General features: G+C 65.3%; 26 protein-coding genes. 17 read left to right on the forward strand and 9 right to left on the reverse strand.

Translation table 11 applies throughout. The annotated features are described in order from the left end of the window. The first annotated feature begins 95 nt into the window (after positions 1-95). From fumC to SR3_RS20145, 5 genes are all read left to right on the forward strand, one after another. Positions 96-1,493, forward strand: a complete 1,398-nt coding sequence (gene fumC / locus SR3_RS20125; RefSeq protein WP_068090089.1) for a class II fumarate hydratase — start codon at positions 96-98, stop codon at positions 1,491-1,493. A gap of 230 nt (positions 1,494-1,723) precedes the next feature. Then, positions 1,724-2,188, forward strand: a complete 465-nt coding sequence (locus tag SR3_RS20130; RefSeq protein ID WP_068090090.1) for a pyridoxamine 5'-phosphate oxidase family protein — start codon at positions 1,724-1,726, stop codon at positions 2,186-2,188. Positions 2,189-2,281: 93 nt separating this feature from the next. Further along, the gene (locus SR3_RS20135) at positions 2,282-4,000 is read left to right on the forward strand and encodes a thiamine pyrophosphate-dependent enzyme (protein WP_068090091.1); all 1,719 of its coding nucleotides are present in this window, start codon (positions 2,282-2,284) and stop codon (positions 3,998-4,000) included. 1 nt (position 4,001) lies between these two features. Continuing rightward, positions 4,002-4,307 (forward strand): hypothetical protein, encoded by a 306-nt coding sequence (locus SR3_RS20140; protein ID WP_218018859.1) that lies wholly within the window; start codon positions 4,002-4,004, stop codon positions 4,305-4,307. Positions 4,308-4,343: 36 nt separating this feature from the next. Further along, positions 4,344-5,336, forward strand: a complete 993-nt coding sequence (locus tag SR3_RS20145; protein WP_068090093.1) for a DNA topoisomerase IB — start codon at positions 4,344-4,346, stop codon at positions 5,334-5,336. Between the two features lie 80 nt (positions 5,337-5,416). Here the strand turns inward: SR3_RS20145 and SR3_RS20150 are convergent, their stop codons facing one another. The 4 genes from SR3_RS20150 to SR3_RS20165 form a co-directional block, all read right to left on the reverse strand. After that, positions 5,417-5,869 (reverse strand): PA2169 family four-helix-bundle protein, encoded by a 453-nt coding sequence (locus SR3_RS20150; RefSeq protein WP_068090094.1) that lies wholly within the window; start codon positions 5,867-5,869, stop codon positions 5,417-5,419. A gap of 191 nt (positions 5,870-6,060) precedes the next feature. Then, complete coding sequence (locus SR3_RS20155) at positions 6,061-7,128, reverse strand: zinc-binding metallopeptidase family protein (protein ID WP_068090095.1); 1,068 nt, start codon at positions 7,126-7,128, stop codon at positions 6,061-6,063. Positions 7,129-7,253: 125 nt separating this feature from the next. Next, positions 7,254-7,535, reverse strand: coding sequence for a hypothetical protein (locus SR3_RS20160; protein ID WP_245654015.1), 282 nt, complete (start codon positions 7,533-7,535; stop codon positions 7,254-7,256). A 28-nt stretch (positions 7,536-7,563) separates the two neighbouring features. Continuing rightward, entirely contained in the window at positions 7,564-7,869 is a 306-nt protein-coding gene (locus SR3_RS20165; protein ID WP_068090096.1) for a plasmid stabilization protein, read from the reverse strand. A 275-nt stretch (positions 7,870-8,144) separates the two neighbouring features. Here SR3_RS20165 and SR3_RS20170 point away from each other — a divergent pair, with 275 nt between their 5' ends. After that, the gene (locus tag SR3_RS20170; protein ID WP_068090097.1) at positions 8,145-8,513 is read left to right on the forward strand and encodes a PRC-barrel domain-containing protein; all 369 of its coding nucleotides are present in this window, start codon (positions 8,145-8,147) and stop codon (positions 8,511-8,513) included. Here the strand turns inward: SR3_RS20170 and SR3_RS20175 are convergent. Then, positions 8,506-8,763 (reverse strand): hypothetical protein, encoded by a 258-nt coding sequence (locus SR3_RS20175; RefSeq protein ID WP_068090098.1) that lies wholly within the window; start codon positions 8,761-8,763, stop codon positions 8,506-8,508. The genes SR3_RS20170 and SR3_RS20175 overlap by 8 nt on opposite strands. Between SR3_RS20175 and SR3_RS20180 the strand changes: the two genes are divergently transcribed. The 8 genes from SR3_RS20180 (at position 8,762) to SR3_RS20215 (ending at position 16,230) form a co-directional block, all read left to right on the forward strand. Continuing rightward, entirely contained in the window at positions 8,762-9,007 is a 246-nt protein-coding gene (locus SR3_RS20180) for a FitA-like ribbon-helix-helix domain-containing protein (RefSeq protein WP_068090099.1), read from the forward strand. The genes SR3_RS20175 and SR3_RS20180 overlap by 2 nt on opposite strands. Positions 9,008-9,213: 206 nt before the next feature. Then, entirely contained in the window at positions 9,214-10,251 is a 1,038-nt protein-coding gene (locus SR3_RS20185) for a PAS domain S-box protein (protein ID WP_245654016.1), read from the forward strand. A gap of 337 nt (positions 10,252-10,588) precedes the next feature. Beyond that, positions 10,589-11,248: a hydrolase gene (locus SR3_RS20190; protein ID WP_068090100.1), complete on the forward strand. Its 660-nt coding sequence runs from the start codon at positions 10,589-10,591 to the stop codon at positions 11,246-11,248. Positions 11,249-11,315: 67 nt separating this feature from the next. Continuing rightward, positions 11,316-11,564, forward strand: coding sequence for a DUF1427 family protein (locus tag SR3_RS20195; protein WP_068090101.1), 249 nt, complete (start codon positions 11,316-11,318; stop codon positions 11,562-11,564). 21 nt (positions 11,565-11,585) lie between these two features. Then, positions 11,586-13,427: an amidohydrolase gene (locus SR3_RS20200; RefSeq protein WP_068090102.1), complete on the forward strand. Its 1,842-nt coding sequence runs from the start codon at positions 11,586-11,588 to the stop codon at positions 13,425-13,427. A 39-nt stretch (positions 13,428-13,466) separates the two neighbouring features. Then, positions 13,467-14,372, forward strand: a complete 906-nt coding sequence (locus SR3_RS20205) for a glyoxalase (protein WP_068090103.1) — start codon at positions 13,467-13,469, stop codon at positions 14,370-14,372. Then, positions 14,369-14,788 (forward strand): DoxX family protein, encoded by a 420-nt coding sequence (locus tag SR3_RS20210; protein ID WP_068090104.1) that lies wholly within the window; start codon positions 14,369-14,371, stop codon positions 14,786-14,788. The genes SR3_RS20205 and SR3_RS20210 overlap by 4 nt, the downstream gene beginning before the upstream one ends. A gap of 5 nt (positions 14,789-14,793) precedes the next feature. Then, entirely contained in the window at positions 14,794-16,230 is a 1,437-nt protein-coding gene (locus SR3_RS20215) for an alginate export family protein (RefSeq protein ID WP_068090105.1), read from the forward strand. Here SR3_RS20215 and pnuC read toward each other — a convergent pair. From pnuC to SR3_RS20230, 3 genes are read right to left on the reverse strand one after another with little or no spacing between them, the layout of a single operon-like run. After that, a complete protein-coding gene (gene pnuC / locus SR3_RS20220) occupies positions 16,227-16,796 on the reverse strand; it encodes a nicotinamide riboside transporter PnuC (protein WP_068090122.1) in 570 nt (189 codons plus the stop codon). The two genes, SR3_RS20215 and pnuC, sit on opposite strands and share 4 nt — an antisense overlap. 40 nt (positions 16,797-16,836) lie before the next feature. Continuing rightward, positions 16,837-17,982 (reverse strand): phosphotransferase enzyme family protein, encoded by a 1,146-nt coding sequence (locus SR3_RS20225; protein ID WP_068090106.1) that lies wholly within the window; start codon positions 17,980-17,982, stop codon positions 16,837-16,839. Continuing rightward, positions 17,983-20,313, reverse strand: coding sequence for a TonB-dependent receptor (locus SR3_RS20230; protein WP_407668185.1), 2,331 nt, complete (start codon positions 20,311-20,313; stop codon positions 17,983-17,985). It lies immediately after the preceding gene. A gap of 164 nt (positions 20,314-20,477) precedes the next feature. Here SR3_RS20230 and SR3_RS20235 point away from each other — a divergent pair, with 164 nt between their 5' ends. From SR3_RS20235 to SR3_RS20245, 3 genes are all read left to right on the forward strand, one after another. Further along, complete coding sequence (locus SR3_RS20235) at positions 20,478-20,888, forward strand: hypothetical protein (protein ID WP_068090107.1); 411 nt, start codon at positions 20,478-20,480, stop codon at positions 20,886-20,888. A gap of 108 nt (positions 20,889-20,996) precedes the next feature. Beyond that, complete coding sequence (locus SR3_RS20240) at positions 20,997-23,147, forward strand: TonB-dependent receptor plug domain-containing protein (RefSeq protein WP_068090108.1); 2,151 nt, start codon at positions 20,997-20,999, stop codon at positions 23,145-23,147. A gap of 10 nt (positions 23,148-23,157) precedes the next feature. After that, complete coding sequence (locus SR3_RS20245) at positions 23,158-24,585, forward strand: PepSY-associated TM helix domain-containing protein (protein ID WP_068090109.1); 1,428 nt, start codon at positions 23,158-23,160, stop codon at positions 24,583-24,585. Here the strand turns inward: SR3_RS20245 and SR3_RS20250 are convergent. Further along, entirely contained in the window at positions 24,551-24,994 is a 444-nt protein-coding gene (locus tag SR3_RS20250) for a hypothetical protein (RefSeq protein ID WP_068090110.1), read from the reverse strand. The two genes, SR3_RS20245 and SR3_RS20250, sit on opposite strands and share 35 nt — an antisense overlap. Positions 24,995-24,997: the final 3 nt, after the last annotated feature.

Here is a 24,997-nt window from a genome sequence, read left to right on the forward strand (position 1 = left end):
TCGTCCTGCCCGCGACCATCGTCGGATAAGGCTTCCATAAGCGCAAGCCTTGCCTATCTTGTGCCCCGACCCGCCTCACCCCTCGGAGGACTAGCATGACCCAGGAATTCCGCACCGAAACCGACAGTCTGGGCGGCATTCCCGTCCCCGCCGAGGCCTATTGGGGGGCGCAGACGCAGCGCAGCCTGCAGAACTTCCCCTTCGGCCCGCAGGAACGCATGCCGATCGAGATCATCCACGCCCTCGCCCGCATCAAGCAGGCCGCCGCCAAGGTCAATGCCCGCCAGGGCCTGCCCGCCGACATCGCCGAGGCCATCGATGCCGCCGCCAGCGAAGTCGCCACCGGCCAGCTTGACGATCAGTTCCCGCTGGTGATCTGGCAGACCGGATCGGGCACGCAGACCAACATGAACGTCAACGAGGTGGTGGCCAGCCGCGCCAACGAACTGCTGACCGGCAAGCGCGGCGGCAAGAGCCCGGTCCATCCCAACGACCATGTCAACCGCGCGCAATCCTCCAACGACAGCTTCCCCACCGCGCTGCATATCGCCGCCGCTGTGGCGGTGCTGGCGCAGCTCGATCCGGCGCTGGCCGCGATGCATCATGTGCTGGAACGCAAGGCCGGGGAATGGCACGATATCATCAAGATCGGCCGCACCCATATGCAGGACGCCACGCCGATCACGCTGGGGCAGGAGTTTTCGGGCTATGCCGACCAGATCGCCAAGGCCCGTGTCCGCATCGCCTATACGCTGAACGAGGTGCTTGAGCTGGCGCAAGGCGGCACGGCGGTCGGCACCGGGCTGAATGCGCCGGAGGGCTTTGCTCAGGACATGGCGGCGGAACTGGCGCAGATCACCGGCGTGCCCTTCCGTCCCGCCACCAATCTCTTCGCCGCGCTGGCCGGGCATGATGCGCTGGTGGCTTTGTCGGGCGCGCTTTCGGCGCTGGCGACGGCGCTGACCAAGATCGCCAATGATATCCGCCTGCTGGGATCGGGTCCGCGCGCGGGGATCGGCGAATTGCTGCTGCCCGAAAATGAACCGGGCAGTTCGATCATGCCCGGCAAGGTCAATCCCACCCAATGCGAGATGCTGACCATGGTGGCCGCGCAGGTGATCGGGCTGAACACGGCGATCACCATCGGCGGGCTGCAGGGCCATCTGGAACTCAATGTCTTCAAGCCCATGATCGGGGCCAATGTGCTGCGTTCGATCCATCTGCTGGCCCATGGCATCGCCAGCTTTACCGAGCGCACGCTGGAAGGGCTTGAGCCCAACCGCGAGAGACTGGCCGAACTGCTCGACCGTTCGCTGATGCTGGTGACCGCTCTGGCTCCGGCCATCGGTTATGAAAATGCCGCCAAGATCGCCAAACATGCCCAGCACAATGGGCTGACGCTCAAGCAATCGGCGCTGGAAACCGGGCTGGTGGATGAAGCGACGTTTGACTCGCTGGTGAGGCCCGAAACCATGATCGGGCCGGGAGCCTGATTCAACGCCAAGACCGGTGCAATCATCACCCCGGCCCCGCGACTCCGGCGGGGCCGGGGTGCGTTTTCATGCGCCCTTCACAGGCCTGCGGCAAGGCATCCGCCCCGCTGCCAAGGCTTTTATCCTCAAGGTGATTTTACGCGGAACAAGCGCCCCGTTCCGCCCGTTACCTTCCAGACGCAACGCAGAGCGCTCCACGCCGCTTGCCCCCTTCCCAAGGAGGAAACGCCATGGACAGTGATATCCGCAATGCCTTCTGGAACGCGCTGGATGACAGCCCCTTCGTCATGATGCGCCTGAGCGAGGCCGGCGCCCACAGCCAGCCGATGACGGCCATGCTGGACCGCAACGCGCATCACACGATCTGGTTCTTCATGCACCAGTCCAGCACGCTGGCGGTCGAAGCTGCTGCCGAGGTCGATTTTTCCAGCAGCGGGCACAAGCTGTTCGCCGCCCTTTCCGGCCAGCTGCGGCGCGAACAGGATCGCGGCGTGCTGGACAAGCTGTGGTCCAACAAGGTCGAGGCCTGGTTCCCCGGCGGCAAAACCGATCCCACCCTCTCGCTGATGCGCTTCGAGATCAGCAAGGCCGAGGTCTGGACCGCCGACATCACGCTGGCGGGCCTGTTCGACCTGTTCACGGGTCTGGCCATCCGCCCCGATCAGGCGGGGCACCATGCCGTGGGGCTGCTGTGACACCCTGGCGCCCCACATCTTTCCATCAATTCCTTTGCGGGGCGGGCCGAAAGCCTGCCCCTTTCCTTGTGTCCCCCCGATAAGGAGCATGTGATGTCATCCACCGTTGCGCAGGCCATCGTCGATACGCTGTTCGAGGCGGGGGCGCGGCGCGTCTATGGCATTCCGGGCGACACGCTCAACCACATCACCGACGCCATTCGCGAGAAGGAGGATCTGCGCTGGGTCCATGTGCGGCATGAGGAGGCAGGCGCCTTCGCCGCCGGGGCCGATGCGCTGCTGACGGGCGATCTGGCGCTGTGTGCGGGCTCCTGCGGGCCGGGCAGCCTGCATTTCATCAACGGTCTGTTCGAAAGCCACCGCAACCGCGCGCCGGTGGTGCTGATCGCCAGCCAGATCGTGCGCGACGAGCTGGGCTTCGATTTTCCCCAGGAGGTGGACTTCAAGGCGGTCTACTCCTCGTGCAGCGTGTGGTGCGACGAGATCCGCACCCCCGCGCAGGCAAAGCGCAAGGCGGCGATGGCGGCTCAGGCGGCGCTGTCGAAAAAGGGCGTGGCGGTGCTGATCGTGCCCGCCGATGTCTCCGCCGCCAAGCTGACGGATGACGCGCCTTTCGCCGTCCATCGCGCACAGTCGCGCACCGTCCCCGCCCCGCATGAGATCGACCGGATCGCCAAGGCGCTGAACAGCGGAGGCAAGGTGGCGATCTATGGCGGATCGGGCTGCGAGGGCGCGCATGACGCCGTTCTCGCCCTGGCCGAGAAGCTGAAGGCCCCGGTGGCGCATACTTCGCGCGCCAAGGATTTCCTGGAGTATGACAATCCACACGATGTGGGGATGACCGGCATCTTTGGCGGCAAGGCGGGCTATCACGCGCTGATGGGCTGCGACACGCTGCTGCTGCTGGGTTGCGATTTCGCCTGGCGCCAGTTCTATCCGGAAAAGGCCAAGATCATCCAGATCGACATCGACCCCACCCATCTGGGCCGCCGCCATCCGGTGCAGATCGGCGCGGTGGGCGATATCGGCCCCACGCTGGAGGTGCTGCTGCCGCTGATCCGTGAACGGGAGGATCGCACATTCCTCGACGCCTCGCTGGAGATGCAGGCGGAAACACGCAAGGGCCAGCAGAGCCGCGCGGTCGTCGGCAAGGGCGGGGCGATCCATCCGCAATATCTCACCAGCCTGATTGCCGCTCATGCGCAAAAGGATGCGGTCTACACCGCCGATGGCGGATCGCCGATGGTGTGGTGCCTGCGCCATGTGCCCGCCACGGGGGAGAACCGCACGATCATTTCGCTCACCCATGGCACCATGGCCAATGCCATGCCTCAGGCGCTGGGGGCCAAGGCGGCCTATCCGGACCGGCAGGTCATCGCGCTGTGCGGCGATGGCGGGCTCTCTATGTTGCTGGGCGATCTGCTGACCGCCATTCAGGAGGATCTGCCGATCAAGGTCTGCGTCTTCAACAACTCATCGCTGGGCTTTGTCGAGCTGGAGCAGAAGGTGGAAGGCATGCTGCACGCCTTCACCGATCTGAAGAACCCGGATTTCGCGCAAGTGGCGCGCGCCATCGGCTTCTGGGGCCAAAAGGTGGAGCAGCCCGAAAGCCTGGAAGCCGCCGTGGCGCAATGGCTGGCCGAGCCCGGCCCCGCCCTGCTCGATGTGGTGACCGACCGCTATGAGCTGGTGATGCCGCCCAAGGTCAGCGCCTCGCAGGTGCTGGGCACGGCGCTTTATTCGGCCAGGGCGGTGCTGGACGGGCAGTCCGAAGAGGTCGCCAAGCTGCTCACCCATGCGCTGGTGCCTTGAGATGATGCCCTCACCCCACCACACCGCAGCCCAGATGGGCAAACTCTGGCTCGACTGGAGCATGCTGTCCTTCGAGGCGGCGCAGGTCATCGCCCTGCGCATGATGATGATCTCCACCGGCGGCCCCGGCGCCGCGCGCGAGAGCGAGCGCATGGTCAGCGAAAAGCTGCGCGCCATGGGCGATGTCGGCTGGAAGCTGGCGCTGGGGCAATGGGGCATGCAGCCCCAGGACCAGGCCAGCGGGGCGACGCGCTTCTACCGTGGCAAGGTGCGCGCCAATCTGCGGCGGCTCAAGAAGAAGGGCTGACAGGAACAAAGCCTTGCTGGCCATGCTTTCTTCGGCATGGCCAGCGAAGCTCTTCTCCCCACCGTCTCCGACCAGCCCGAGGGCATCACACGAAAGCGGCGCGGCAAGCTCTGGCACTATTTCGCGCCCGATGGCCAACGTATCACACAAGCCGAAGAGGTCGCGCGGCTCAACCGCATCGCCCTGCCGCCCGCCTATACGCAGGCGTGGTTCTCCCCCGATCCGCAGGCCGATGTGCTGGCCACCGGGACCGACACCAAGGGGCGCCGACAATACCGCTACCACCCCGATTTCCGCGCCGCGCGCGAGGCGGAAAAGTTCGCCGGATGCGCCGCTTTCGCCACCGTGCTGCCGCTGATCCGGGCAAGGGTCGAGGAGGATCTGGCGCGGCGGGGCCTCAGCCGGGAGCGGGCCATCGCCTCGCTGGTGCGGCTGCTGGATGTCACGCATATCCGCGTGGGCAATGAGTGCTATGCGCGCGAGAACGGCAGCTTCGGCGCCTCCACCCTGCGGATGCGGCATGTGAAGCTGCAGGGCGGGCGGCTGGCGCTGAGTTTCCGCGCCAAATCAGGCAAGCAATGCCGCATGGCCGTTTCAGACCAGGGGCTGGCGCGCTTTGTGAAGGCGATGCAGGATGTGCCGGGACAGCATCTGTTCCAGTGGCTGGATAGCGACGGCACAGCCCATCCCATCCACTCGCATGATGTGAACGACTATCTGCGCGCCATCACCGGCGAGGCGATCACCGCCAAACATTTCCGCACCTTTGCGGCATCGGTGCTGGCCTTTGAATGGCTGGTGGCCCAGCCGCGTGCGCCCGGTGGACTGAAGGCGATGCTGGCGCATGTCTGCGCCGATCTGGGCAACACGCCCGCCGTGGCGCGCAAGGCCTATGTCCATCCCAGCCTGATCGCTGTGGCGCAGGAGAAGGACGACTTTGCTGTCCATCCCCTGCCCCGCGCCACGCGCTGGCTGACGCGCCATGAACGCGGGTTGCAGCGCCATCTGGAGGGTATCGACGCGGCCTGAAACGCAGGCACAAGAAAAGGGCGAGGCGCTCCAGCCGCCTCGCCCTTTTCCCAGGGTTAAATCCCGACGGGGGAAAGGACTTAACCCTGCATGCTGTGCTTGATGTCGCGCATTTCATCATGGCCCGCGCGCACGGTCTGATAGGCCTGCTCGATCAGCGCCTTGACCTGCGTGGACAGGCCGCGATCGCGCACCGCATCCTCATATTTGGCCTTGATATGGTCCTCGCCGGACTCCACCTCGTTGACGATCATCTTCTCGTCATGCGAGGTGACGACCGACTTCAGGTTGAAGAACAGCCGCTCGGCGCTGGCCAGGATGGTGCCGCTGCTTTCGGCCTCGCCGCCCAGCAGGCCCACTTCGCGCTGAAGCGTGTTGGCGATGTTGCGGCGCTCACCGGCGCGGGCGTTGAAGAGCGTTTCGAAACGGCTGCCGCGCGCCTCCTTGGCGGCTTCGGCATAGCCGTCGGCGCTGTCGATGGTGGTGGCGATCAGGTCGTTCAGCGTCGAGATATCATGATCATGCTGTGACATCGCTTGTCTCCCATGGCTAGGGGCGGGGCGCTGAGGGAAGGCCCCGCCTGCCTTGGATGAAAGGCCCGACCGGCGCGAAAGTGGCGCTGCGACGAACCGCTGGCCCCAGCTGCGCGGCCACTCACCGCAGGGGTTTTTGTTGCCGCATCGTTTTTGCGAAAAACCGGTTCCCACTTTTTCGCACGATGCTTTCAGCCCAGCACAGGAATGGCGGCGCGGGCATGGATCAGACGGTGGATATAGGCCATCTTCTCCACCACGCGCGGCGGGATCACGAAGGGATAAAGATCACCCTGCCCCATCGAGCGGTTGAGGCAATTGACCGCATAGGTCAATGGCAACCAGGCATCGATCAGCCGTTCCACCGGCACGTCCTGATGGGGATCGAAGGCGATCTCGGTTTCCAGTTCGGGATCGTGATCGATGCGCGGCTCAATGCGGATGCCGAAGGCGCCGGCCATCTCCAGCGTGTCGATGATGTGGAGGTAATGCGCCCAGGTCTCGGCCCAGTCCTCCCAGGGATGCATGGTGGCATAGGCGCTGACGAACTCCTGCTGCCAGCCCGCCGGGGCGCCCTGATCATAATGGCGCTGCAAGGCCTCGCCATAATCGAGCCTCTCATCCCCGAACAGGGCGCGGAAGCTTTCCAGCTCGCCGCCATCGCGCACCAGACGGTCCCAATAGTAATGGCCGACCTCGTGCCGGAAATGGCCCAGCAGCGTGCGATAAAGCTCGCCCATCGAGGCGCGGGCGCTTTCACGCGCCACATCGTCGGCCTCTTCCAGCGCGATGGTGATCACGCCATTGTCATGGCCGGTCATCACCTTCTCGCCGTTGGCCGAGGCGGGGAAATCGAAGACCAGAGGTTCCGGATCGCCGCTGGCGACGGTCGGCATCGGCAGGCGCAGCTTGATCAGCGTGTAGAACAGGCGGCGCTTGGCCTCCTCAATCTTCTGCCAATTGGCGCGGTTGTCGGGCAGCGACAGATCGGGAATGGTTCGATTATGCTGGCAGGCAATACAGAAAGGCTGGTCCTGCGCGGCATCGACCATCCAGTTGCAGGCATTCTGCTCCCAATTGGCGCAGAAGCGATAGCGTGTTTGCGGGTTGGCCAGAGCGATCCATTCGGCGCCATCGGGTTCCACCGCGCTCATCCGCCCCCGGTCGGGCAAATAACCGAGGCGATGGCCGCATTTCACGCAAGCGGTGTTCTCGAAATAAAGCACCTGACCGCAGGACTGGCATTGGAAAAGCTGCATGGATGATCCCCCTGTCCCCGCGCCAGACTCATGGTTCCGGCGCGGGACGTCAATCGGCATGAATACGCAAGGATGCGCGGGCCGGCGGCGACCGGCCCGCGTTATCGTTCCCCAGGACGCGCCCCTTAGTACGAGGGCGGATCGCTGGCCGGGAAGCTCTCGTCCGAGGCCTGGTCGACATCGTCCCACTTGTGCTGCTTGTCGCGCATATGGGCGGGCCCGGCATCGCGCACCTGGCTGGGCGAGCCCTTGTGCGCCCCCGGCCCGGCAAAGGCCGGAGCGGGATGATGCTCACCATCATCCTGCTTGACCACCGGGCCGTAACGCCCGCGATTGAGATAGAGCCAACTGCCCACGGCGCTGAGCAAACCGAAGAACAGGCCTTTTTTCAGGGTCATTGTGGTCATGACGATATCCTCTTGCGGAATGGAACGATCAGGCCGCGTGGCGATCCGCGGCATTCTTGCGGCGCGTTACCCAGCCCTTGCGCGCGGCGGCGCTGCGCTGCTCGGGCGAGCCGGCCTTGTTGGCCCGCCCGCCGCGTGACGACGACACATGGGTGTCAGGCTTGCCACGCCCCGAGCCGGACTTGTTGCCCCCGCCCGACTCCTTGTTCACCGTGGCCCAGGCGCGTTTTGCCGCCTCCGCCTCGGGGACGCCGCGGCTTTCATAGCTGTCCTCGATATGCTGGGCCTTGCGCTTCTGCTTGTCGGTGTAAGCGCTTTTGTCACCGCGTGGCATCGTGGCTCTCCCTGAGATACCTGATGGACCTTGGAATGCGCCGCATGCGGCTTTGATCCGGCCCCATGATCGAGGCGGGCGACGAAATGGCGCGGCCCTGCGGCCAATGTAAATCCGCCCCGGCACCTTGCGCCCGGCGAAGCGTTCCATGGTGCGAAGGCGCATTGCAAACGCGCCGCAACGGGGCCGGCGGACAAGACCGGCGGCGGCAGACCGGCAAGGGGCGCCCGAAGACCCACGCCCTCACCAGAAACACAAGCTGGAAGGATGCATCCATGACCGAAACCCTGCCCATTGCGGAGACATCGCGTCTCATCGCCTCGGATCTTGTCAACGGCACGCCGGTCTACAGCAACAATGGCGAGCATCTTGGCTCGATCCGTAATTTCATGGTCGACAAGGCCTCGGGCCGCACCGAATATGCCGTGCTGCAGTTCGGCGGCTTTCTGGGCATCGGCAATGATTACTATCCGATCCCCTGGGAGAAGCTCGGCTATGAGCCGATCCGCGGCGGCTATGTGGTGGATATCACGCCCGATCAGATCAGGAGCGCCCCGCGTTACGGCGAGGAGGCCCCGCTGTTCGACAAGGACTATGACCAGACGCTGAGCGATTATTACCGCACGCCCCCACCTTTTATCTGAAGCCCCTTATCTGACTTTCGCGCTTCCTGTGGTATGTTGCGCCACGGGAAGCGCCCTTCTGAGGAAAGGCCCGATCATGGCCACCGGACATCGCCATCGCGAACAGGAAAAACCGCAGGATCAGCGCCCTCACAACCGCGAGGTGGAGGATGAGATGATCCGCCCGCCCCGGGCGGACAATCTGCCCCCGCGCCCCGCCACCGAACCGCATCACCCCCAAGGCAAAACCCGGCATCAGGAGGAAAACCATGAGCGATCCCCTCGCCCATTTCCCGCAGCTGACCCTGCGCATCGCTGACAAGCTTCACGACCGGCTGAAAGCTTCGGCGCAGGCCAACCACCAGTCGCTTGAGGCCGAGGTGATCGCCCGGCTGGAAGGGTCTTTCACAACCCAGCCGCAGGAAAGCCTTGCCGAGGGTCATCAGGCTCTGCTCGACAAGCTGCACCGGCTGGAAGATCTGGCCGAAGAAGCCAGCCACAGCGCCGACGCCTGAGGCGCAGACCTGGCCGCTTTCGCGTCACCGCGCCGCCACCCGTGCGGAACGGATTGATTATGCACGCCAATGGCATGACGGTTGCCTTTTACGACAAAGCGCCTAACGTGAATTAACACGCTGTGAGTCTTCGGGCCCATCCTTTCCACACGATCTCTTGTGGAGCGGTGCTATTGTGGCACAGCTGATGGTCGCGAGAGAATCACATGCTGCTTGCCGGGCGCGCCGAAGACATGAGCGAAATCAACGAGGTCAAAAGCCAACCCGCAACGCTCGACGCCAGCGCATGGCTCGCCTCCATCGTCGAGAATTCCGAGGATGCGATCCTGAGCAAGACGCTGGGCGGCATCATCCTGAGCTGGAACGAGGGCGCGGAAAAACTGTTCGGCTATACGGCTGATGAAGCCATCGGCAAATCGATCACCATCATCATCCCGCAAGAGCGCCTTCACGAGGAAGACGCCATCATCGAGAGCATCAAGGCAGGCCGCCGCGTCGATCATTTCGAGACGGTGCGCCGCCGCAAGGATGGCACGATGGTGGATGTCTCGCTGACGATCTCGCCAGTGCGGGACCGCAATGGCAAGCTGCTGGGCGCCTCGAAGGTGGCGCGCGACATCACCCATGCCCGCCGCTTCGCCGAAGAGCAGAATCTGATCCTGCATGAGATGAATCATCGGATCAAAAACCTCTTCTCGCTGGCCACCAGCCTTGTCTCCCTCAGTTCGCGTGAAGCCGAGACCAAGGAGGCGCTGGCCAGCGACCTTCAGGCCCGTCTGGTGGCGCTGGCCAAGGCGCATGAGATCACCCTGTCGGGCCCGCATCGCCCGCAGATGCAGACCTCCACCGCGCTGCACGATCTGCTTTCCACCATCCTGCGCCCCTATCAGGGCGAGCATGGCGCCAGGATCGAGGCCAGCGGCCATGACGCCCCCATCGGCCAGCGCAGCCTGCCCTCCGTCGCCCTGCTGTTGCATGAGCTGACCACCAATGCCGCCAAATATGGCGCGCTCAGCGCTCCTGAAGGCTCACTCACCGTCACGCTGGAAAGCGATGGGCAACAGGTTCATCTGGTCTGGACCGAAAGCGGCATTCCGCGTGCCGAAGGCAGCATGACCGAGGGCTTCGGCAGCCGTCTGGAAAGCCTGTCGGTGCGCGGCCTTGGCGGCGTCATCACCCGCGCCTGGCAGAGCGACGGCCTGGTGATCGACCTGACCATCCCCCTGGAAACGCTGGCGCAATAAGCGCCGGGCAAGGCACGCCAACCACCGGGATCGTCCCCGGATGCCATGCCCCTGCGCGGCCCGCGCATGGCATGAGGGCGGGAGCTGAACCGCCAAGCGCCCCGCGCATGCCGCAGCCGAACCGCTTTTTCCTGCCCCTTCCTGAAGGCCCAGGCCTCGGGCGGATCGCTGCTGTTGGCGCTTGTGCTGGCGCGCCGAAATCCTTCCAGCCGTCATTCAACTTTTCTGAACATTTTGATCGTTTTTATCCCGGTTCTCCGCAGGTCCATCCTCGCCTAACCAGTGCTCACCGCGGCGCTGACGCGACACCGACACCCCCCCTGAACGGAGAAGACCAATGACCATCACCGCCACCGCTACCCCCGCCAAGTCCCTGCTTTCCCCCGCCAATCATGCTCTGGTGCTGATCGATTTCCAGTCGCAGATGGCCTTCGCCACCAAGTCGATCGACACCACTTTGCTGCGCAACAATGCCGGCCTCGTTGCCAATGCCGCCGCCGGTTTCAACGTCCCCACCATCCTGACCGCCGTGGCTGAAAAGAGCTTCTCGGGCCCGATGTTCAGCGAAGTGACCGAGCCTTTTCCGGGTCAGAAGCTGCTGGACCGCACCAGCATGAACACCTGGGAAGACGCCGCCGTGATCGATGAGATCAACAAGATCGGAAAGGACCGGATCGTCTTCGCCGGTCTGTGGACCAGCGTCTGCATCGTCGGCCCCACGCTCTCGGCCATCGAGCAGGGCTATGAGGTCTACATCATCACCGATGCCTGCGGCGACATCTCCACCGAAGCCCATGAGCGCGCCGTGGAGCGCATGATCCAGGCCGGCGCCCGCCCCGTCACCGCGCTCCAGTATCTGCTCGAACTGCAGCGCGACTGGGCCCGCACCGAAACCTATGACTTCACCACCGGCGTCGCCCGCAAGCTGGGCGGAGCCTACGGTCTGGGCATCACCTACGCCAAGACCATGTTCAACGCCTCGGAAGGCGGCCACTGATCCTCTGGCGCCGGGGCAAGCCCCCCCGATTGCCCCGGCGCCCCTCCCTTCCGGAAGGCTATTCCCCATGAAACCCTATCTTCTTTCGCTGGCCGTCGGTGTGCTGGTCGGCGGTATCTATGCCCTGCTGGGCGTGAAATCTCCCGCGCCCCCCACCATCGCGCTGATCGGCCTGCTGGGCATGCTGCTGGGCGAACAGGCCATCCCCGTGGCGCAGAAAATGCTGCGCAAGGAACCGGTGCTGGCCTTCGTCAAGACCCATGCCGCCCGCCGCGTGCTGGGCGACCACATCAAACTCCCCACCGACAACGCCTGATCCAAGCCCCCGGAGCCTCCCATGACCGATCTCATCATCATCAACGCCAAGGTCACCACGCTGGACCCCAGCAACCCCACCGCGCAGGCCGTGGCCATCCGTGACGGCAAGATCCTTGTGGCAGGTTCGGAAGGCGAAGCCCGCGCCGCCGCCCCTCAGGCGCAGATCATCGACGCCGGTGGCCGCCGCCTGATCCCCGGCCTGATCGACAGCCATATCCATGTCATCCGTGGTGGGCTGAACTACAATATGGAGCTGCGCTGGGAAGGCGTGCCCAGCCTGGCCGACGCCATGGCGATGCTTAAAACTCAGGCCCAGAACACCCCCGCCCCGCAATGGGTGCGCGTGGTGGGCGGCTTCACCGAGCACCAGTTCGCCGAAAAGCGCCTGCCCACCATTCAGGAAATCAACGAGGCCGCCCCCGATACGCCGGTCTTCATCCTGCACCTCTATGACCGCGCCCTGCTCAACGCCGCCGCCCTGCGCGCCGTGGGCTACACCAAGGACACGCCCAACCCGCCGGGCGGCGAGATCGTGCGCGATGCTCAGGGCAACCCCACGGGTCTGCTGCTGGCCCAACCCAATGCGACGATCCTTTACGCAACCTTGGCCAAGGGCCCCAAACTGCCGCAGGAGTATCAGCTCAACTCCACCCGCCAGTTCATGCGTGAGCTGAATTCGCTGGGCGTCACCTCAGTCATCGATGCCGGTGGCGGCTCGCAGAACTATCCCGACGATTACGAAGTCATCGAGAAGCTGCACAAGGACGGCGAGATGACCTTGCGCGTCGCCTACAACCTCTTCACGCAGAAGCCGAAAGAGGAACTGGCCGACTTCACCAACTGGTCGAAACAGGTCAAGCCCGGCGACGGCGACGACACCTATCGCCACAATGGCGCGGGCGAGATGCTGGTCTATTCCGCCGCCGACTTCGAGGATTTCCGCGTCGCCCGCCCCGATATGCCGCCCGAGATGGAAGGCGATCTGGAACCCGTCATCCGCCTGCTGGCCGAGCGCCGCTGGCCCTGGCGCATGCATGCCACCTATGACCAGACGATCAGCCGCGCGCTGGACGTTTTCGAGAAGGTCAACCGCGACATTCCGCTCCAAGGCCTCAACTGGTTCTTCGACCATGCCGAGACCATCAGCCACCGCAACATCGACCGGATTGCTGCGCTGGGCGGCGGCATCGCGGTGCAGCATCGCATGGCCTTTCAGGGCGAATATTTCGTCGAGCGCTATGGCGCCAAGGCCGCCGAGGCCACCCCGCCGATCAAGCGCATGATGGAAGCGGGCATCCCCGTGGGCGCCGGCACCGACGCCACCCGCGTGGCCAGCTACAACCCATGGGTCTCGCTCTCATGGCTGGTAACGGGGCGCACGGTGGGCGGCCTGGCGCTCTACCCGGTGCGCAACCGGCTGGACCGCGAGACCGCGCTGCGTCTGTGGACCCAGGCCAACACCTGGTTCTCCAACGAGCAGGGCAAGAAGGGCCAGATCGTTGCCGGGCAGCTGGCCGATCTCGCGCTGCTCTCGGATGACTTCTTCACCGTGCCGGACAACGAGATCACCAACATCCGCTCGGTGCTGACCGTGCTTGGCGGCAAGGTCGTCCATGGCAATGGCTCCTACGCCAAACACGCCCCGGATCTGCCCAAGCCCATGCCCGACTGGTCGCCGGTGGGCACCTTCGGCTCGTGGACCGCGCCGGAAACCAAGAAAAAGCTCGCCTCGGCCTGTGGCTGCGCGTCCTCCTGCGGCGTCCACGGCCATGACCATGCTGCGGCTCTTGGTGCGCAGGCCCCCACCGCCGATCCCCAGAGCTTCTGGGGTGCCCTTGGCTGCGGCTGCTGGGCCGTCTGACACCACTCCCCCGTTCTTTGCTCCACAAGGATAATCCCCATGAAACTGTTCAAGACGCTGCTCGCCGCTTCGGCCCTTACGCTGGCCACCCCTGCCGTCATGGCCGCCCCCGCCAGCCCCGACTATGCCGTCGGCCCGCAGTATGACACCACCCATGTCTATGTCCCCGCCGATCAGTTCGACGCTTTCGTCACCAGCTTCTCGGCCACCTTCGGGGGCACCACCAGCAAGCAGGGTGAGTTTCAGGTCACCCCCACCCCCAGCCTCACCAAATCGCAACTGGTGCTGACCCCGGCAGGCACCGTCTCGGTCTTCGGCTTCAAGACGCCGATCCCCACCCCCTTCGGCGATGAGCGCACCGGCTATCTGGTGACCGACCTCGACGCCGCCGTGGCCGACGCCCGCAAGCATGGCGCCACGCGCCTCATCACCAGCTTCCCCGATCCCATCGGCCGCGATGTGGTGGTGCAATGGCCGGGCGGCGTGAACATGCAGCTCTACTGGCACACCGCCAAGCCCAATTACACGCCGCTCGCCAGCATGCCGGAGAACCGCGTCTACCTCACCCCGGATGCCGCCGACGCCTTCGTCAAAAGCTGGACCGGCTATGCCCATGGCAAGATCACCGCTGACGACCGCAACGCCCCCGGCGATGAAGTGGGCCAGCCCGGCAAGACCATCCGCCGCATCGCCATCGAGAGCGGCTATGGCAAGATGCTGGTGATCGTCTCGGACGGCCAGCTGCCCTGGCCCTATGGCCGCGATATGGCGGGCTACAACGTCGCCGATCTCACCGCCACGCTGGCCAAGGCCACCGCCGCCGGCGCCGAAACGCTGGTGCCAGCCCATGCCGGTGCCGATCGCCAGAGTGCCATCGTCCGCTTCCCCGGCGGCTATATCGCCGAGATCCATCAGGCCGCCAATCAAAAGGCAGGGGCCAAGTGAGCAAGGGCTTCGCTCCCCGCCCGGTCGAGGCCATCCTCGACTGGGCCGGGACGGGCCTGATCGCCCGTCTGGCGCTTTCCAGCGCCTATCTGCTGGGCGGGGTGGTCAAGCTGACCGACTTCCCCGGCGCCATCGCCGAACAGGCCCATTTTGGCATGCCCTATCCCACCCTCTTCGCCATCCTCACCATCGCGGTGGAGCTGATCGGCCCGGCGCTGATCCTTTCGGGCAGGCTGGTGTGGCTGGGCGCGGGCATGCTGGGGGTCTTCACCGCGCTGGCCGCCATCACCGCCAACGCCTTCTGGACCATGCCCACCGGCCCCGAGCGTTTCGGCGCCACCAATGCCTTCTTCGAACACATCGGCCTCGTCGGCGGCTTTATCCTCACCGCCCTGCTGGCCCGCCGCCGGGACTGACCTTCATGCGCCGCTTTTCCGCCCTCTGCCTTCTTCTGCTCGGCCTGATCCCTGCCACAGCGCAGGCCGACACCCCCACCGAAGCCTGGCAGCCCCCCGTGCTGACCACCGAGCGCTACAATGAGGACTGGTCCGATCTGGCCAGCCAGACCAACCGCAGCGGCCACTGGACGGAGAAGCTCAAATATATTCCGCTGGACGATACGGGCAGCGCTTACCTCACCACCGGCCTCGAACTGCGGCTGCGCAATGAGGATTATCGGAACAACGCGCTGGGCAACTCTGACGCGCCCGACAATGGCTACCTCTGGACGCGCCTGCTGCCCTATGCCGATCTGCATGCGGGGCTCGGCAAGGTGGAGGTCCGCGCCTTTGCCCAGCCGGCCATCGCCTATGCGGCGGGCGTGGCGCCCTCGGCCAGCGCCATCGACCAGACGCGCGTCGATACGCTTCAGGCCTTCGCCGATGTGGTGGTGCCGCTCGGCAGCAAGACCACCCTGCGCCTGCGCGGCGGGCGTGAGATGGTCAGCCTTGGCACCGAGCGGCTGATCGGCACGCGCTATGGCCCCAATGTGCCGCTGGCCTTCGATGGCGGGCGGGCGATTGTCCATCGCGGCAAGCTGACGGTGAATGCCTTCTACCTGCGCCCCGTCGAGCCGGGCAAAGGCACCTTCGATGACCATACATCGCAGGCGCGGGCGCTGTGGGGCGTCTATGCCACGCAGCTGGTCGGGCCTGTCGGGGTGGATGTCTACTGGCTCGATTACCGCAACGATCTGGCCCGCTTCCAGAATGCCAGCGGGCGCGAAACGCGCCGCACGGCAGGGCTGCGTTTCTTCGGCAAGGTGCCCGTGAGCGACAATGCCACCGTCCACTGGAACATGGAGGCCATGCTGCAATCGGGCCATCTGGCGGATCAGACCATCCATGCCTGGTCCATCGGCAGCGAGGCTGGAGTCAGCTTCACCAAGGCACCTTTGAAGCCCGATCTCACCCTGCGCTTCAATGTGGCCAGCGGCGACAAGAACGCTGGCGACCATCACCTTGGCACCTTCAACGCGCTGTTCCCCAAGGGTAAGTATTTCGGCGAGCTGTCGCCCATCGGGCCTTACAATCTGGTCAATCTCCAGCCGGTGCTGGCGTTCGATCTGGGCCAGGGCGTGGGCCTGAGCTTCGCTGCCGGAGCCTATTGGCGCCAGAGCCGGGGTGACGGCGTCTATGATATTCCCGGCCATCTGCTGGTGGCCAGCGACGCCGTTGCTCATGGGGGCTCTGGCCGCTTCCTCGGCAATCAGGCCGAAACCTCGGTGGAATGGCGCGCCACGCAGGAGCTGACGCTGTCCGCCTCGCTCTCGCTGTTCCGTACTGGCGGTTTTCTGCGTGAGGCCGGTTATGCCCGCACCATCCATATGGCCGGGCTGGAGGCCAATTACCGGCTTTAGGCGATGGCTGTTCTGCGCCCGGCCTTGTGCCAGTCGACATAGCCCATCGCTGCCAGCCCCACCATCGCGGCATACAACACCGCCGTGGGGTACAGCCCCTTGAAAACGAACATGCCGACGTAGATCACATCCACCACGATCCACAGCAGCCAGTTGGCCTTGTGCCGCCGCGCCGTCCACAACTGCGCCACAAGGCTGAAGCTGGTGAGGCCGGAATCGACCCAGGGCAGCGCGGCATCCGTGTAGTGGCTGGTGAACCAGCCGATGGCGATGGCCCCAACGGCACCGGCGATCAATCCGGCCAGCGCCTCGGCGGGCGGCAGGGGGCGGACGATGACCTCGCCGCTGTCATCGCGGTCGCCGCGCCACGCGATCCAGCCATAGGCGATGCCAAGGCCAAAGAGCAGCTGCAGCGCCATATCGGCATAGAGCTTTTCATCGCGGAACAGTTTGAAATAGAGCGCGCAGGCGGCAAGGCAGACCGGCCAGCACAGCATATGGCGCCGCGCCGTCAGCCAGATGCCGATGAAGCTGATGATGACAGCGACGATCTCGAACAGGGACATGCCAAACAGCGTCATCATGCGGCCTTTTTGCGGGTCGGGTTCACGTTTGCGGCAAAGCGCCGTTGCGGACAAGCGCCAGCAGGTTTTGGCCCTCTGCCGTCAGGAACCATTCGGCGTGGCCGATCAGAAAGCCATGCCACGCCAGATCGGCATCCTGCGCCTTGCCCAGCACGCCGTGGAAGTAATCGGCTTCGGAGAGGGCGAACTCCACATGCACCAGCGGCAGCAGGCGGGCGAGCAGGTCGCGGTCCTGTGCGGTGAGCGGGGTCACGCTGGCATAGCCGGAGAGCAGCGCCAGCGCATCTGCAGGCTCGGTGATGGCGGTTCCAGCCGGACCTAGTTCCAGCCAGCGCACCGCCACGCGTTCCAGCGCGGTGGCCAGATCGTGGAGGGCGCAGGTGCGATCCGACAGGCCGAAATCGAGGACCGTGGCCACCTCGCCCGCCGCGCTCCACAGCAGGTTGGAGGGATGCCAGTCGTTATGAGTCCAGAGTTGGGGCTGCGCGGCCAGCCGGGGCTGCAGCGTGGGCAGGCCCAGCGCGGCGAAGAGGCGCGACAGTTCGGCCTGCCAAGGCTTGTCGGCCAGATAGGCTGCCAAGGCCGGGCGTGAGGCGATATAGGCCTGCGCTAGGGCCAGAGGGTCCGGCGCGGGCAGGATGCTCAGGCTGGTGACAAGCGGCTGGACGGGGCGGGCGGGTGCGGCGAACCCCTCCGCCGCGCAGTGCAGCCGGGCCAGCGCGGCGCCTGCGGCAAAGGCATGGCCCGGCTCGATAAAGGGCGTCCATGACTGGCGATCCCGGTAAAGATCGAGCCCGCCTGCCTTGCGGTGGATTTCCCACGTCCATTCGCCCTGCGCCAGAGCGGTGGCGCCATTGTCCGCTACCAGCAGATCGGCCACGGGTTGGCCCTTGCTCGCCAGATGGGCGATGAAGGCATGTTCCTGCGCCAATCCCTCCGGGCTGCGCAGGCGGCGGCTATGGCGTTTGAGGAACAGCGCCCCACGATCCGTCCGCGCCAGCGCCGCCGAGGAGAAGGGGCGCGGCGAATGCCACTCCAGCACCTCCAGCCGCCCGGCCTGCGGGAAGCGGGACAGCACCGCTTCCGCCTCATCGGGCGTGATGGCGGGCCAGCTGGGGGCTTCCAGCCCGGTGCCCATGCCGTGGATCAGATGCGGATCGCCGCTCATTCAGAAGGCGCGGGCCAGAGTCACCGAAAAGGCCCGACCGCTGCCGATGTAGTAAGTCGGCGCGGACCCGGCGATCAGCGTGCCATTGGCGCCCACCGTGTCCTGCGCATTGGGGCTGATCCCCGACACGCCCGAGAGCACATGCGGATTGGTGAGGTTGATCAGATTCACCCGCAGATCGGTGCGCTTGCCGTCGATCCAGTCGGCCAGATGCACGCCCAGAGCGAGGTCCAGCGTGGCATAGGCCTTGATGCTCTCGTCATTCATCAAGGTGCTGTACTGCTTGCCGACATATTTCAGCGCAAAGCTGCCGAACAGCCGCTTGTCGTCATAGGTGCCGCCAAAGCCCAGCTGCACAGCGGGGGACCGCACGGCCTGCCTGCCGCGCGTGGGCAGGACATCATCACCCACGGGGAGGTTATCGCCCAGCCGCGCATGCAGCCACTCGCCCGAGGCGTAGAAGCTGACGCCCTCCACCGGGCGCCAGTCGATCTCGGCATCGACGCCGTAAGAGGTCTGATGCCCGGCGTTGATCGTGGTGGTGATCAGAGCGCCATTGATGTTGGCCAGCGTGGAAATCTGCCGGTTGCGGAAGTTGTAATGGAACGCCGTGACCGAGGCTGACAGGTTGCGGCCCTGCCAGCGATAGCCCAGTTCCTCGCTGATCGAATATTCATTCTTCAGCGCGGTGTTGCCCTGGCTGGCGACGCCGCCGACGCCGTCATAGGTATCATACATGGTGTATTGATCGGGGGCGCGGAAGTTGGTCGTTACATTGGCGAAGAGCTGCTGGCGGTCGTCCAACTGATAATGCACCGAGGCGCGCGGCAGGGCGGCGAAACTGTTGGTGCGCACGGCGCTCTGGTTGCCGGGCAACCAGTTGTGGCCGTTGTGCAGCAGATCGACGCCCTTGAAGCCCAGATCCACCTTCAGCTTCGGCGTGACGGCAAAGCTGTCGGCGACAAAGAAGCCCTTTGTGACGGTGATGGTGGTGATGTTTTCCAGCGCCAGCAGGCGACCGTCGGCGGTGTGGATGGCGTTGCTGTCATAGCCCCACTGGTCGAGCGGGGTGCCATTGTCGCTCAGGCTGGTGAAGCTCTGCGTGTCATGGTCGCTGCCGTAATCGAACCACAGGCCCGCCGTCAGCGTGTGGCGGCCCGCGCTGTAGGTCAGCTTGGCAACGTCACCGGTGCGGAACTGGCTGCCGATGTAATTGCCCAGCACCGTCGCCGTGCCATCGACCGCGCCGGGCAGGCTGATGGGCTGCGCCAGTTCCTGCGTGCCGAGATAATTGCCGGTGGTGGACAGCGCCGTGCCATAGGGCGCGTTGCCATAGCCATATTGCAGATAGAAGGTGCTGTCGAAGCGCAGATTGTCGGCCAGCTTCAGATGCACCGGGGCCGAGACATACTCATTGCGGAACGGTTGGCGATAGAGCCGCCAATAGTTCGCCCCGCCCGCCGCATAGGTGGCATCGAAGCCATAGGAGCGGCCATAGCTTTGCCAGTCGGCCAGCGTGGGGTTGGCATAGGTCGAGTTGCGGGCATCGTTGAAGGAGATCGCGATGCTGGCGCGATTTTCCTCGCCCCATTCCTTCAGCAGCTTGGCGTCGATGTGCTGGCGGCGCTCGTAACCGGGGTTGCGCCAGTTGTCCGCATAGGTGTTGGAGTAGGAGACGAAGGCGCGCAACCCGCTGTTGCCGATCTGCCCGGTGTCGAAGCGCCCGAAGAAACGGCGCAGATTGTACGAGCCCAGCGTGCCATCGACCAGCGCCCCCATCTTCTGATGCGGGTCGTCAAGGCTCAGCGACAGCAGCCCGCCCGCGCCGCTGACAATGGGCGAGTCGAGATCGACCGCGCCCTGCCCCAGCGCCACCTGCTTCACGTTCTCCGCGTCAGCAAATTGCGAGGGATAGGCGTAATAATAGCCGATGTCGTTCTGGGGGGCGCCCTCCATCAGCACGCCGATCTGATCCTGACCCAGCCCGCGCAGGGTGAGGCTGGAGCTGGTCGACAGGCCGAAGGGATCGCTCATCGAGACATTGGCGCCCGGCAGCAGGTTCACCAGCTGGAAAGCGTTGAAGGTGGGCGCCTGCTTCTCGATAAAGGCGCTGGAAACAGCGCTGATCGCCTTGGGCGCGCTCTGGTCGGGCAGTAGGCCTTCGGGATCGGGATGGCCGACGACGCGGATGGTGGCGGTGTCATGCGCCTGCTCGGCGGCATCGGGCGAAGCCTCGGCATAAGCCGCCAGAGGCAGGGCCAGCACAGCCCCCGTGGCCAGCAGGGCCAGCTTGCGGGACGCAGAGTGGAAAACAGCCGTCGATACCATCATCAAGTCTTTCTACCGGCGTGACCGGAGTGAGCGCGATGGGGCTTCCCGCCCCTTTGTCGAGCGCCCCGGTAGGGATATGATGCCAAATTGACAAACAAGAACCTGCATATCGACCATGCGTACAATGGCATCTGCGGCCAACCTGTTGTAGAGACGCCACCAGCATGACCGCCCTTCGCGCCTTTTTCCTTCATCACCGCCGTATGGCAGCGCTGCTGATCGCGCTGACTCTGGCGATGAAGGCGCTGGTGCCAGCGGGCTTTATGCTGGGCAGCGACACGCGCGTGCTGACGGTGCAGATCTGCGCCGATGCGCTGGGGCAGCAGATCACGCAGAAAATCGTCCTGCCGCTTAACCGATCGGGCAACCACGCCGGCGAGGATAAGGCCAAGTCGGACAGCCCTTGCCACTTCACCGCCCTTGGCCATGCCATGCTGGGCGGGGCCGATCCGGTGCTGCTGGCTGCGGCGCTGGTGTTTGTTCTGGCGCTGGGTTTTGCTCCGGTGCTGGCCCCCGCGCCGCGCCTTACCGCTTTCCTGCGCCCGCCCTTGCGCGGACCACCTGCCCTCTCCTGATCCAACGGCCCGCGCTGCATGCGCGGGGTTTCGCATCCATCGCTGCTGACACCGTTTTGCGGACAAGGGCAGCGAGCGGCATGCGCCTTGCTCAGGACAGGATGTTTCATGAAGACCGCTCTTTTCGCGCTGCCCGCCATGCTGGCCGGCGCGCTCCCCGCCATGGCCGACGAGGCTGACACCACTGGAATCATCGTCACCGCCGCGCGCGGCACGGCGCTCAAGGATATGGACGTTTCCGCCAGCGTGCTGTCGGCCAGGGATGTTCAGGCCGCGCCCGCCATGGCCACCGACCAGATCGTCAACCACATCCCCGGCATCTTTACGCTGAACCAGCCCGCCGCCGCGCTGCACCCTACCGGAGACACCTTCAGCATTCGCGGTTTCGGCACCACCACCAATGTCAACACGCTGGTCATGCTGGACGGCATGCCGATGAACGATCCCTATTTCCGCGTGGTCGACTGGAATCAGGTGGCCAAGGGCCAGATCGAGAGCATCGAGGTGATCCGGGGCGGCGGCGCCACCAGCCTGTGGGGCAATATGGCGATGGGCGGCATCGTCAACATCGTCTCGAAGCGCCCCGAGGCGGGCCATATGGATCTGGATATCAGCGCGGGCAGCTACAAGACCTATTCGGCCACCGCCAATGCCGGAATCGGCCTCGCGCCGGGCGTGGTGGCAGGGATCACCGCTTCGGACACCACCACCGACGGCTACAACAAGACGCCCGAGGCCTATCGCAACCCCTATATGACCGCCACCAGTTCCCGGAACCTCAATCTGGGCGGCAGCCTGCATGCCGATGTCGCGCCCGACGCGCATCTCTACGTTTCGGCCCTGTGGCACAGCCTGCGCCAGACGGGACAAGTCTGGCAGGGCACCAGCAACCGCTGGGACACCTTCCGTATCAGCTTTGGCGGCGAGAAAGGCGTGGGCCCCGGCAAGCTGTCGCTGAGCGGCTGGTACGGCACGGGCGGGATGGACACCACCAATGTCAGCCAGACGCCATCGTTCAGCATCTTCAACCCTTCAGCGGGCGTGCCTTACGTGTCGCAGATCGAGCATGCCACTTACAGCAATCTGGGCGGATCGCTGGTGTGGCAGGCCAGTTTGGGCATGCTGCATGATATCAAGCTGGGCGTCGATGGCCGCACCATCACCAGCAACGATCCGGTGAATTTCTTCGGCACGTCAGGCGCCACCGGCAATCTGCTGTCGCATGCGCGGCACCAGTTCGAGGGCGTCTTCGCCCAGGCCAGCCTCGTCCCCGGCGATGGTCCGCTCTCCATCACTTTGGGCCTGCGCGGAGACTTCTGGCAGACCGCCAACGGCAGCCTCAACGGCTTCTACCTCGGCTCACCTGTGGCGCAGAGCATCGCCAACCAGAGCTACGCCCGCTTTGACCCGCGCCTCGGCGCCAAGCTGAAGCTGGGGGCGCTCAGCCTGCGCGCGGCGGGCTACAGCAATTTCGCCGCGCCGGGGATGAACCAGATGTACCGCTCGATCATCAGCGGAACGAACTCCACCTCGGTGAACCCCGATCTGAAGCCGCAGACCAATCTGGGCGTGGAGGCAGGCTTCGATCTGGATGGATCGAAACTGGTTCCCGGGCTGACGCTCTCGGCCACCGCCTACACCAACAAGCTGAAGAACTTTATCGACTATGCCACGGTGCAATCGGGCTGCTCTGCGGCCACCAACTATTGCGGCACCGGCCTGGCGAGCATCAACGGCGGCACGGTCAGCCAATATGTCAACGCGGGCGATGCCGTGCTGCGCGGCTTCGAGGTGCTGGGCAGCTGGTCGCAAGGCTCCCTCTCCCTGACCGGCGGCTTCACCTACACGGATGCCCACCTCACCTCGTCACGCTACACCACAGCCTCGGCGGGCGTGATCCCCGATCCGGTGAACCAGCAGCTGGGTCAGGTGCCCGAATGGACGGCCAATGCCTCGGCGCAATGGCGGGTAACGCACCGGTTCAGCCTGAACGCCACGGTGAAAAGCTTCCCCTCCTATTGGAACAGCACCTCGCACAACCAGCGCAACGATGGCGCGACGACCCTCGATCTGGGCGCCTCGTGGCAGGTGATGAAGGGGCTGGAACTCTACGCATCGGCGCAGAACCTCACCAATGTGCGCTACCTCGATCAGGGCTACGGCGTCACCGCCACCAACGGCGCCACGGTGCGGGGGGGCGCTATCCCCGCGCTGGGCATGCCGCTGTGGGCCACCTTCGGCCTGCGCGCCCATATCTGAGGACAATATCATGACCTCAACATTTTACCGCACCGTGTGGCGCTGGCATTTCTATGCCGGACTGCTGGTGCTGCCGCTGGTGATCCTGCTTTCGCTCTCGGGCGCGCTGTTCCTGTTCAAGCCGCAGGTGGAGCGCTGGGAGGAACGCGCCTTCCACGACCTGCCAACGCAGAATGCTGCACCGCCTTCAGCGCAAGTCGCCGCAGCATTGGCCGCCTTCCCCGGTGCTCGCCTCACCTCTTACCGCCTGCCCGAACGCAAGGGCGACGCCGCCATGCTCCACCTCGCCCTGCCTGACGGCGCCATGACCGACGCCTTCGTCAGCCCGCAAGGCAGCCTGCTGGGCACGCTGCGCCCCGACAGTCGCATCATCGCCATCGACCGCAACATCCACGGGCAACTCCTGCTGGGCAGACGCGGCAGCTGGATCGTGGAGCTGGCGGCCAGCTGGGCCATCGTGCTGATCGTCACAGGCCTCTATCTGTGGTGGCCGCGCAGGCAGGGCCTGGCGGGCACGCTCTGGCCGCGCCTCACTGCAAAGGGCCGCGTATTCTGGCGCGATCTGCATGCCGTGACAGGTTTCTGGGTCTCCGGGCTGGCGCTGGTGCTGCTGCTCACCGGACTGCCCTGGGCCGATGCATGGGGCAGCGCCTTCCTCGCCATCCGTCAGGAGATGGGCTGGATGCAAGGCACGCCCGACTGGACCATCGGCGGTCACCCCGTGGTCCTGAAGGCCCCTCGCCATGCCGAACACGACCACGCCGCCATGATGGCAGGCATGGATATGGCCGGGATGGATATGCCGGGCATGCCGATGACGGCCATGCCCATGGAGGGCGAGGCCATGCTCAACACCATGGTCGCCAATGCCCGCAACGCGCATCTGGCCTTCCCCGCGCTGGTGGTGCCGCCGGGCATGCCCTCTGGCGAGGGCGGCAGCGGCAAGGCGGCGCAAGGCTGGTCGGTGCGCTCCGACGCGCAGAACCGCCCCCTGCGCGTCACGCTCCATTACGATGCGCATGGCACGCTGACCTCCCGCGAGGACATCACCAACCGCCATCCCATCGACAGGGTGGTGGCCTATGGCGTCGCCTGGCATGAAGGACAGCTGTTCGGCTGGATCAACCAGCTGATCGGTCTGGCCACGGCGCTGATGCTGATCACGCTGGCCATCAGCGGCGGCGTGATGTGGTGGCGGCGCCGACCGCAAGGGCAGCTTGGCGCGCCCCGCCCCGCCACCAACCCTGCGCGGATGACAGGCGTGGCGCCATGGGCGCTGATGATTCTGCTGCTGCTCTGGCTGCCGCTCTTCACCCTGTCGCTGGCGGTGCTGTTGCCCTTCGACCGCTGGCTGCTGCCCCGCCTGCCCACCCTTTCAGGCTGGCTGGGCGCGAGCCGCGCGATCAGTTCGTCAGAACCGGCATCCGGTCGGCCATAGCCTGCGCCACCATCAACCGGGTCGAGCACAGCGCGCAATCCAGTGCGCTGGCCGCCTCGGCGGTGCAGGTCAGGCAGGCCCGCCGCTTGAGCGAGCCATTGACCAGCCCCACCACCATGCTCTCATCCGCTGACATGCCCGTGCCCGTTTCCGCCCCCACGCGCAGAGGCCTTGCCATCGCCGCCTCGCACAAAGCCATCAGGCTGGCGAAGACCGGGGCCAGCATCGCCCCCACCTGAGGGCGCAGGGTGGCGGTCAGGCTGGGCTGCACCGGCTCGCCATTATCCCGCGCGCGGCGCCAGCAGCGCATCGCGGCCACCACCATCGCGGAGGGCACCAGCGGCGAGGTGGAGGGCTTCGGCGAGTAAAAGGGGGGCGAATAGGTTGGAGGCGAGAAAGCGGGGGGCATGGG

The organism is Novosphingobium rosa NBRC 15208 (genome assembly GCF_001598555.1).
GTDB classification, from domain to species: Bacteria; Pseudomonadota; Alphaproteobacteria; order Sphingomonadales; family Sphingomonadaceae; genus Novosphingobium; species Novosphingobium rosa.

What these genes read in the sequence shown, in the direction of transcription:
- fumC (WP_068090089.1), top strand. Translation starts at nt 96, where the DNA reads ATGACCCAGGAATTCCGCACCGAAACCGACAGTCTGGGCGGCATTCCC.
- SR3_RS20130 (WP_068090090.1), top strand. Translation starts at nt 1,724, where the DNA reads ATGGACAGTGATATCCGCAATGCCTTCTGGAACGCGCTGGATGACAGC.
- SR3_RS20135 (WP_068090091.1), top strand. Translation starts at nt 2,282, where the DNA reads ATGTCATCCACCGTTGCGCAGGCCATCGTCGATACGCTGTTCGAGGCG.
- SR3_RS20140 (WP_218018859.1), top strand. Translation starts at nt 4,002, where the DNA reads ATGATGCCCTCACCCCACCACACCGCAGCCCAGATGGGCAAACTCTGG.
- SR3_RS20145 (WP_068090093.1), top strand. Translation starts at nt 4,344, where the DNA reads ATGGCCAGCGAAGCTCTTCTCCCCACCGTCTCCGACCAGCCCGAGGGC.
- SR3_RS20150 (WP_068090094.1), bottom strand. Translation starts at nt 5,869, where the DNA reads ATGTCACAGCATGATCATGATATCTCGACGCTGAACGACCTGATCGCC.
- SR3_RS20155 (WP_068090095.1), bottom strand. Translation starts at nt 7,128, where the DNA reads ATGCAGCTTTTCCAATGCCAGTCCTGCGGTCAGGTGCTTTATTTCGAG.
- SR3_RS20160 (WP_245654015.1), bottom strand. Translation starts at nt 7,535, where the DNA reads ATGACCACAATGACCCTGAAAAAAGGCCTGTTCTTCGGTTTGCTCAGC.
- SR3_RS20165 (WP_068090096.1), bottom strand. Translation starts at nt 7,869, where the DNA reads ATGCCACGCGGTGACAAAAGCGCTTACACCGACAAGCAGAAGCGCAAG.
- SR3_RS20170 (WP_068090097.1), top strand. Translation starts at nt 8,145, where the DNA reads ATGACCGAAACCCTGCCCATTGCGGAGACATCGCGTCTCATCGCCTCG.
- SR3_RS20180 (WP_068090099.1), top strand. Translation starts at nt 8,762, where the DNA reads ATGAGCGATCCCCTCGCCCATTTCCCGCAGCTGACCCTGCGCATCGCT.
- SR3_RS20175 (WP_068090098.1), bottom strand. Translation starts at nt 8,763, where the DNA reads ATGGTTTTCCTCCTGATGCCGGGTTTTGCCTTGGGGGTGATGCGGTTC.
- SR3_RS20185 (WP_245654016.1), top strand. Translation starts at nt 9,214, where the DNA reads ATGCTGCTTGCCGGGCGCGCCGAAGACATGAGCGAAATCAACGAGGTC.
- SR3_RS20190 (WP_068090100.1), top strand. Translation starts at nt 10,589, where the DNA reads ATGACCATCACCGCCACCGCTACCCCCGCCAAGTCCCTGCTTTCCCCC.
- SR3_RS20195 (WP_068090101.1), top strand. Translation starts at nt 11,316, where the DNA reads ATGAAACCCTATCTTCTTTCGCTGGCCGTCGGTGTGCTGGTCGGCGGT.
- SR3_RS20200 (WP_068090102.1), top strand. Translation starts at nt 11,586, where the DNA reads ATGACCGATCTCATCATCATCAACGCCAAGGTCACCACGCTGGACCCC.
- SR3_RS20205 (WP_068090103.1), top strand. Translation starts at nt 13,467, where the DNA reads ATGAAACTGTTCAAGACGCTGCTCGCCGCTTCGGCCCTTACGCTGGCC.
- SR3_RS20215 (WP_068090105.1), top strand. Translation starts at nt 14,794, where the DNA reads ATGCGCCGCTTTTCCGCCCTCTGCCTTCTTCTGCTCGGCCTGATCCCT.
- pnuC (WP_068090122.1), bottom strand. Translation starts at nt 16,796, where the DNA reads ATGTCCCTGTTCGAGATCGTCGCTGTCATCATCAGCTTCATCGGCATC.
- SR3_RS20225 (WP_068090106.1), bottom strand. Translation starts at nt 17,982, where the DNA reads ATGAGCGGCGATCCGCATCTGATCCACGGCATGGGCACCGGGCTGGAA.
- SR3_RS20230 (WP_407668185.1), bottom strand. Translation starts at nt 20,313, where the DNA reads ATGATGGTATCGACGGCTGTTTTCCACTCTGCGTCCCGCAAGCTGGCC.
- SR3_RS20235 (WP_068090107.1), top strand. Translation starts at nt 20,478, where the DNA reads ATGACCGCCCTTCGCGCCTTTTTCCTTCATCACCGCCGTATGGCAGCG.
- SR3_RS20240 (WP_068090108.1), top strand. Translation starts at nt 20,997, where the DNA reads ATGAAGACCGCTCTTTTCGCGCTGCCCGCCATGCTGGCCGGCGCGCTC.
- SR3_RS20245 (WP_068090109.1), top strand. Translation starts at nt 23,158, where the DNA reads ATGACCTCAACATTTTACCGCACCGTGTGGCGCTGGCATTTCTATGCC.
- SR3_RS20250 (WP_068090110.1), bottom strand. Translation starts at nt 24,994, where the DNA reads ATGCCCCCCGCTTTCTCGCCTCCAACCTATTCGCCCCCCTTTTACTCG.